The sequence below is a fragment of the Rhodoferax sp. genome, from assembly GCF_039922535.1.
Lineage (GTDB): Bacteria > Pseudomonadota > Gammaproteobacteria > Burkholderiales > Burkholderiaceae_C > Rhodoferax_B.
In genome coordinates this window covers 1-6,170 of record NZ_JBDTEM010000204.1, presented here as the reverse complement: position 1 = coordinate 6,170, position 6,170 = coordinate 1, and the positions used below count along the sequence as shown (strand labels likewise).

Sequence of the window (6,170 nt, the reverse complement as noted above, 5' to 3'; positions counted from 1 at the left end):
CGCCACCCTCAGCGCCGCGCTGGCCCCGCTGCAATCCGACCCACGGGTAGAAAACTTCCGCCATATCGGCATGATTTGGGCCTTCGATGTGCGCGAATCGCTGGCCGGACCGCGCTTTGCCGAGCGCTTCCACCTCGCAGGCCGGGCGCGCGAACTGCTGATACGCCCGATTGGCCGCACCGTCTACCTGCTGCCACCCTACCTGCTGGACGACACCCTGTCGCCCTGGCTGGCCCGCCAGGTCATGGCCACGCTGGACGACGTTTTGAACCAAGCCCCCACCGATGCTGATAGACCACCTGAACCGCCAACTGCGTGAACGCGCCGACCAGGCCCTGACGCGGACCCGCCGCACAGCGGACTCGCCCTGCGCGCCGCAGCAAAGGGTGGATGGCCGCGACCTGCTGGCGTTTTGCAGCAACGACTACCTGGGCCTGGCCAACCACCCCGTGCTGGTCGAGGCCCTGGCCGAGGGCGCACGCCGCTTTGGTGCGGGCAGCGGTGCCTCGCATTTGGTCAGCGGCCACTCGCTGGCCCACGCCACGCTGGAGGATGAACTGGCCGCCTGGATGGCCCCCTGCATCCCCGGCGCGCGGGCCCTGTACTTCTGTACCGGATTTATGGCAAATATGGCTTTGGTGCAGGCACTGTCTGCGCAGGGTGCTACGATTTTTGCAGACAAGCTAAACCACGCCTCGCTGGTCGACGGCGCGCTCATGTCCAAAGCCCCGCTGCACCGCTACGCCCACCGCAACCTGGTGGTGCTGGAGCGCCAGCTGTCACAGTGCGACACACCCATCAAGCTGATCCTCACCGATGCCGTATTCAGCATGGACGGCGACCTGGCCGACCTGCCCGCGATGCTGGCCTTGGCCGAAAAATACGATGCCTGGCTGGTGGTAGACGACGCGCACGGCTTCGGGGTCTTGGGCACCCAGGGCCGGGGCAGCCTGGCGCACTTCGGCCTGCGCAGCGAGCGCTTAATTTACATGGGCACGCTGGGCAAGGCCGCAGGCGTGGGCGGCGCGTTTGTGGCCGCGCACCCCACCCTCATCGAATGGCTGGTGCAAACCGCCCGGCCCTACATCTACACCACCGCCGCCCCGCCCGCCATCGCCCACGCGCTCAGCGCCAGCTTGCTGCTGATGGCCGGCCAAGAAGGCGAACACCGCCGCGCCCACTTGCACACGCTGATCGCCCAGTTGCGCGGCCAGTTAGCAGAATTGATAGCCGCCCACGCAGGACTGGGTTGGAGCTTGGCCGATTCCGCTACCGCCATCCAGCCGCTGATCGTGGGCGACAACGCCGCCGCGCTGGCCCTGTCTGCAGCCTTGAACGCCCAAGGCCTGTGGGTGCCCGCCATCCGCCCGCCCACCGTGCCCGTAGGCACGGCGCGGCTGCGCATCACCCTCAGCGCCGCGCACACCGCGCAGGACGTGCAGCGGCTGGTGGACGCGCTCAGCATCGCCGCCCAGGATTTGCAGAATGGCTAAAAGCGTTTTCATTACGGGCACCGACACCGAAGTTGGCAAAACCCGCGTCAGCGCCGCCCTGCTGCACTGGTGCGCCCAGCAAGGCTGGCGCAGCGCGGGCTTCAAGCCCGTGGCCGCCGGGCTGGACGCGGCGGGCGTGAACGAAGACGTGCAGATGCTGCGGGCAGCAGGTTCGCTGGCCTTGACCGACGCGGAAGTCGGCCCGCTGCAATTCCAGGCCGCCTGCGCCCCGCACATCGCTGCGGCGCTAGAAGGGCAAACCATCAATATGGCCCTGCTGGTACAAAAAGCCCAGGCGCTGGCCGCCCGCGCCGACGTGCTGGTGGTCGAAGGCGTGGGCGGGTTCTGCGTGCCGCTGGGGCCGGATGCGGACACCGCCGATCTGGCAGTGGCGCTGGGCTACCCCGTCATTCTGGTGGTCGGCCTGCGCCTGGGCTGCATCAGCCACGCCTTGCTCACGGCAGAGGCCATCCGCGCGCGCGGCCTGCCGCTGGCGGGCTGGGTCGCCAACACCATCGACCCGCACATGCCCCACCTGCAAGCCAATATCGACACCCTGCGCCATGAATTCCAGCGCCGCCACCAGGCACCCTGCCTGGGCGTGGTGCCGCGCCTGGCCGATGCCAGCCCAGATGCAGCGGCAGCCTGTCTGGACCCCATGGCCCTGCACAAGATTTTTTCCGCATGAACGCCGCTACCGCCATTGCGCCCTTCGTCGATGCTGCTTTTCTGGCCAACCCGTACCCGGCCTACCAGGCCCTGCGCGAGGCCGGGCCGTTGCACTGGAGCACCGAATTCTTCGGCGGGGCCTGGCTGCTGACCCGCCATGCCGACGTGGAGCAGGTGCTGCGCGACCCGCGCTTTTCCGCCCAGCGCACGGGGGGCTGGGTGACCGACCGTGAGGAAACCAAGGGCGAGCTGGCCGGTTTTCAGCAGCTGTTTGCCCGCGCCATGCTGTTCCTCGACGCACCCGACCACACCCGCATCCGCAAGGTGCTGAACGCGGGTTTCAAACCCGCGCAGATCCTGGCCCTAGAGCCGTTCATCGCGCAGACCGTGACCGAGCTGCTGGACGCCGTCGATGGACAGCCCAGCTTCGACTTCATGCAAGCCGTCGCCCGCCAACTGCCCACCCGCGTCATCGCCAAGATGATGGGCATTGAAGAGGCCGCCAACGCCGACTTCGCCGTCTGGTCCGACGATCTGGCCGTGTTTATCGGCGCGCCGCTGGCCACCCACCAGCAAGCCCGCCGCGCCCAGGCCAGCCTGCTGGCCATGGGCCGCTATTTCGAACAGTTGCTGTCCGAGCGGCGCAAAAACCCGGGTGACGACCTGGTCAGCCGCCTGCTGCAGGCCGAAGCCGATGGCGCGTTGCTCAACCACGCCGAGCTGCTGGCCCAGTGCGCCATGCTGCTGTTTGCCGGGCATGAAACCACCCGCAACCTGCTGGGCAACGGCCTGTACGCACTGCTGAGCCACCCCGACCAGTGGCAGCGCCTGCAGCAAAACCCCGCCCTCATCCCCAGCGCCGTGCGCGAGCTGCTGCGGTTTGACAGCCCGGTGCAATACACGGGACGGCGCGTGGCGGCTGATGTGGAACTGCATGGGCAGACGCTGCGCCGGGGGGACTTGGTCGTGCCGTTGATTGGCTCGGCCAACCGCGACCCGGCACGGCATGCGGAGCCGGATCGGCTGGATGTGGAGGGGCGGGATGGGGGGTCTATCTCTTTTGGCTCCGGCGCCCATGTGTGCATCGGCGCGATGCTGACGCGGGTGGAGGCGGAGATTACTTTCCGGCTGGTGTTGCAGCGGTTTCCGAGCTTGCGATTGGCCGACAAGGCGGTGCAATGGGTGGATAACCCGGCTTATCGGGGGCTGGTTGGGTTGCCGGTGAGAGCGGGGCTACGTTACGTTGAAGCTGAGCCGTAATCGGCGGCTTGCCAATGCGAGGCAGTTTGAGCGACTGATTAGGCGCCACCGCGCTACGCCTCAAGTTGCTCATCGGACAACTTCTTGGTCGCCCCCCAACCTTGCAGAAATGTTCCTAGGATAGATGTTGCTTCGCGAAAGCATTCCAAGATTTCAGTCCAACTGAACTCTGGAAACTTTAGATCTTGGTCCGAGACTAGGAACTCGACCGTGCGGTCCTCTTCGTTACCAACCGACTGAATTGCATCCGAGATGTGAGCACCTGAAAAGTGTACATATCCAGATAGATGCTCATACACAGCGGGCAACCAAGGGTGCTTTTCTTTGTGCAATTGGACTAAATACGCATCCGTCAGTCGCGCGCCCGTCCGGCTCTTCATCTTGTCGATTCGCTCGCCTTTGAGAACGCTCAAAGCAAAAGCGTGAGGCTTTGCCACATGCCAGGCTGCCGAGAAGCGGAGCGAGGTATCGATGTGCATTCGGAGAAGCGCACGAGCGATAACCATGTTCCACGATCTCACCATGGCGACGAAGGCACTTGTTGTACTAGCATGGCGCTTGGCGGCTGCGAATGCAAGAAAGTCGAGCGGGAACATCGTACTTCCGGTTGGAGTAACAACCTCACTCAGAATTTTCCGCATGCGCTCCACATCCGCCTCAAGTTCTAAGAGGAGCAACTCGACTGCTTGGCTCTGAGTAGGTTGTGTCATGAGTGTTTTATGGTGCCTAACGTTGGAGTTTCCGGACACGCAGAGGCATTGCGGCGCAATGCCACTGCGTGTCCGTGTTGAAAGACCTGTTAAGGCGGATCAAGATCACCACCAGCCTTCTTAAACAGCATCTGCTCGATTTCCTTCAGCTGTTCCTGCGTGATGCCGTATTTCTCGCTCAGGGCGTGTGTGATCGGGTTCAGCATCTCTTCGATTTCGTTGAAGAGCTTGCAATTTTCTTCCGCCTCCACAATCATCTTGTTCCTGCCCTCCTCGCTCAGGAAGTTCAGCGCGTGATCTACAAAGAACCTGTGAGCTAAGTAATTACGTGCTTTCAGGCCTTCTCGGAGCAAAGTCTCAATAGTCGGATCGACAGCGCCTAGGTCAACTAGCTTCTTCACGAGTTGACCCATGGTCTTCGCTGACATAACTTGATCGAAGTTATCGAAGTCTTGCTTCCACTGCTCTACGGACTTGAAAAGCGGAACCTTCTTCGCGAAGAAGTCGAAGTAGATAAGCAGCTGAACGATGGATTGCTCGACGCACTGCGCCCGGTACATGGCTAGCCCGTGATGGGCGTAGACCTCCTTGCAATGCTCGCTCTTGTCCATCGTGAGCCCTAAGTAATGTAGACCGCAAAACCTGCGGGATGAAAAAGTGGCTGAGTTCTATGTCGGTCATGCGAACTTCCTGGAACTGGCTAGTACGTTGGCTTTTCGGTAACGTATCTGGGTAAATATACAGGCATAAAAATATTCTATAAACGCCGCAGCATTCGGATCGGCATGCTAGTCATCGAATGACTTACCTTTCTCAGAAATGATGATGGATCGATGTCGGTGGAGGCATCCTTGCAGATTAACTGCAGGCCAATCCCCTTCACACTCCGTCCCATGTAGTAACCCGCTAACACCCACCCCCGCCTCCACAGCCCAACAATTAACCCCCAACCACCCTTGAGGAGACACACCATGGCAGCGAAAAAAATCCTGATGATTTGCGGCGACTACTGCGAGGACTACGAGACCATGGTGCCGTTCCAGGCGCTGCTGGCGGTGGGCCACACGGTGCACGCGGTCTGCCCCGACAAAAAGGCCGGGGACCACATCAAAACCGCCATCCACGACTTCGAAGGCGCGCAGACCTACAGCGAAAAGCCGGGCCACAACTTCACCCTGAACGCCACCTTCGCCGGTCTGGATGTCAGCAGTTACGACGCGCTGGTGATTCCCGGTGGCCGGGGCCCCGAGTACCTGCGCACCTACCCGGCGGTGGTGTCAGCGGTGAAGCATTTTTTTGAGGCCAACAAGCCCGTAGCCGCCGTGTGCCACGGTGCGCAGTTGCTGGCCGGGGCCGGTGTGCTCAAGGGCCGCACCTGCTCGGCCTACCCGGCCTGCCGCATGGAAGTGGAGATTGCGGGCGGCACCTATGCCGAGATCGCCATCGACGCGGCCATCACCGAGGGCAACCTGGTCAGCGCCCCCGCCTGGCCCGCCCACCCGGCCTGGATTGCGCAGTTTTTGACGCTGCTGGGCACAAAAATCAGCCTTTAATCAGCCTTTGACACGGGTGGCGCACCAATGGATGATGCGGCTTGGTCCCCACCGGAAATAGCCATGTGCCAAGTATTCATCAGCGCCGACCCCACCCTGTACGACAGCCGCGCCCGCTCGGTGCGGCTGCACGGCGTGGCAACCAGCATCAAGCTAGAGAACCTGTTTTGGCAGGTGCTGGCCGAGATCGCCCAACGCGACAGCATGGGCGTGCCCCAGCTCTGCGCCAAGCTGTACGACGAGCTGGTGGCCTCGCGCGGCGCAGTGGACAACTTTGCGTCTTTTCTGCGGGTCTGCTGTGGCCGCTACATGGCGCTGCAGCTGTCCGGCGGCATTCCGCAAGATGCCAGCATCTCCATCCGCAGCCTGAACGCCCAGCAGGTGCTGGCCACCGAAGGGCACCGCAGCCTGCTGGCACGGGCAGCGTAAACCGGTAGAGGGCGCTGCGTTCTAATACGGGGTTTTCACTAACCCCGTCCCCACCC

At 62.7% G+C, this 6,170-nt stretch carries 7 protein-coding genes and 1 pseudogene; 6 read left to right on the top strand and 2 right to left on the bottom strand.

The features are described 5' to 3' along the window. From ABI213_RS09680 to ABI213_RS09665, 4 genes and pseudogenes are all read left to right on the top strand, one after another. Positions 1–319 (top strand): annotated as a pseudogene (locus ABI213_RS09680) (adenosylmethionine--8-amino-7-oxononanoate aminotransferase BioA); the annotation flags it as partial. Further along, a complete protein-coding gene (gene bioF / locus ABI213_RS09675; RefSeq protein ID WP_348006950.1) occupies positions 285–1,493 on the top strand; it encodes an 8-amino-7-oxononanoate synthase in 1,209 nt (402 codons plus the stop codon). The pseudogene ABI213_RS09680 and the gene bioF, both read left to right, overlap by 35 nt. Further along, on the top strand, positions 1,486–2,181 hold the full coding sequence (bioD, locus tag ABI213_RS09670; RefSeq protein ID WP_348026878.1) for a dethiobiotin synthase: 696 nt from the start codon (positions 1,486–1,488) through the stop codon (positions 2,179–2,181). Before bioF ends, bioD begins: the two co-directional genes overlap by 8 nt. Then, positions 2,178–3,422, top strand: a complete 1,245-nt coding sequence (locus ABI213_RS09665; RefSeq protein WP_348006948.1) for a cytochrome P450 — start codon at positions 2,178–2,180, stop codon at positions 3,420–3,422. The genes bioD and ABI213_RS09665 overlap by 4 nt, the downstream gene beginning before the upstream one ends. 53 nt (positions 3,423–3,475) lie before the next feature. Here ABI213_RS09665 and ABI213_RS09660 read toward each other — a convergent pair whose 3' ends face one another. Together ABI213_RS09660 and ABI213_RS09655 are read right to left on the bottom strand one after the other, a co-directional pair. Beyond that, positions 3,476–4,132, bottom strand: a complete 657-nt coding sequence (locus ABI213_RS09660; RefSeq protein WP_348006947.1) for a hypothetical protein — start codon at positions 4,130–4,132, stop codon at positions 3,476–3,478. Between the two features lie 89 nt (positions 4,133–4,221). Beyond that, positions 4,222–4,743, bottom strand: a complete 522-nt coding sequence (locus ABI213_RS09655; RefSeq protein WP_348026876.1) for a hypothetical protein — start codon at positions 4,741–4,743, stop codon at positions 4,222–4,224. Between the two features lie 360 nt (positions 4,744–5,103). On the opposite strand from ABI213_RS09655, the gene ABI213_RS09650 reads away from it, so the two are divergent. Next, positions 5,104–5,685: a DJ-1/PfpI family protein gene (locus ABI213_RS09650; RefSeq protein ID WP_348006945.1), complete on the top strand. Its 582-nt coding sequence runs from the start codon at positions 5,104–5,106 to the stop codon at positions 5,683–5,685. A gap of 63 nt (positions 5,686–5,748) precedes the next feature. Beyond that, positions 5,749–6,114 (top strand): ribbon-helix-helix domain-containing protein, encoded by a 366-nt coding sequence (locus tag ABI213_RS09645; protein WP_348006944.1) that lies wholly within the window; start codon positions 5,749–5,751, stop codon positions 6,112–6,114. Positions 6,115–6,170: the final 56 nt, after the last annotated feature.

Excerpts from the sequence above, each read along its gene's own strand:
- ABI213_RS09650 (WP_348006945.1), top strand. The coding sequence starts at position 5,104 with ATGGCAGCGAAAAAAATCCTGATGATTTGCGGCGACTACTGCGAGGAC.
- ABI213_RS09645 (WP_348006944.1), top strand. The coding sequence starts at position 5,749 with ATGTGCCAAGTATTCATCAGCGCCGACCCCACCCTGTACGACAGCCGC.
- ABI213_RS09665 (WP_348006948.1), top strand. The coding sequence starts at position 2,178 with ATGAACGCCGCTACCGCCATTGCGCCCTTCGTCGATGCTGCTTTTCTG.
- bioF (WP_348006950.1), top strand. The coding sequence starts at position 285 with ATGCTGATAGACCACCTGAACCGCCAACTGCGTGAACGCGCCGACCAG.
- bioD (WP_348026878.1), top strand. The coding sequence starts at position 1,486 with ATGGCTAAAAGCGTTTTCATTACGGGCACCGACACCGAAGTTGGCAAA.
- ABI213_RS09660 (WP_348006947.1), bottom strand. The coding sequence starts at position 4,132 with ATGACACAACCTACTCAGAGCCAAGCAGTCGAGTTGCTCCTCTTAGAA.
- ABI213_RS09655 (WP_348026876.1), bottom strand. The coding sequence starts at position 4,743 with ATGGACAAGAGCGAGCATTGCAAGGAGGTCTACGCCCATCACGGGCTA.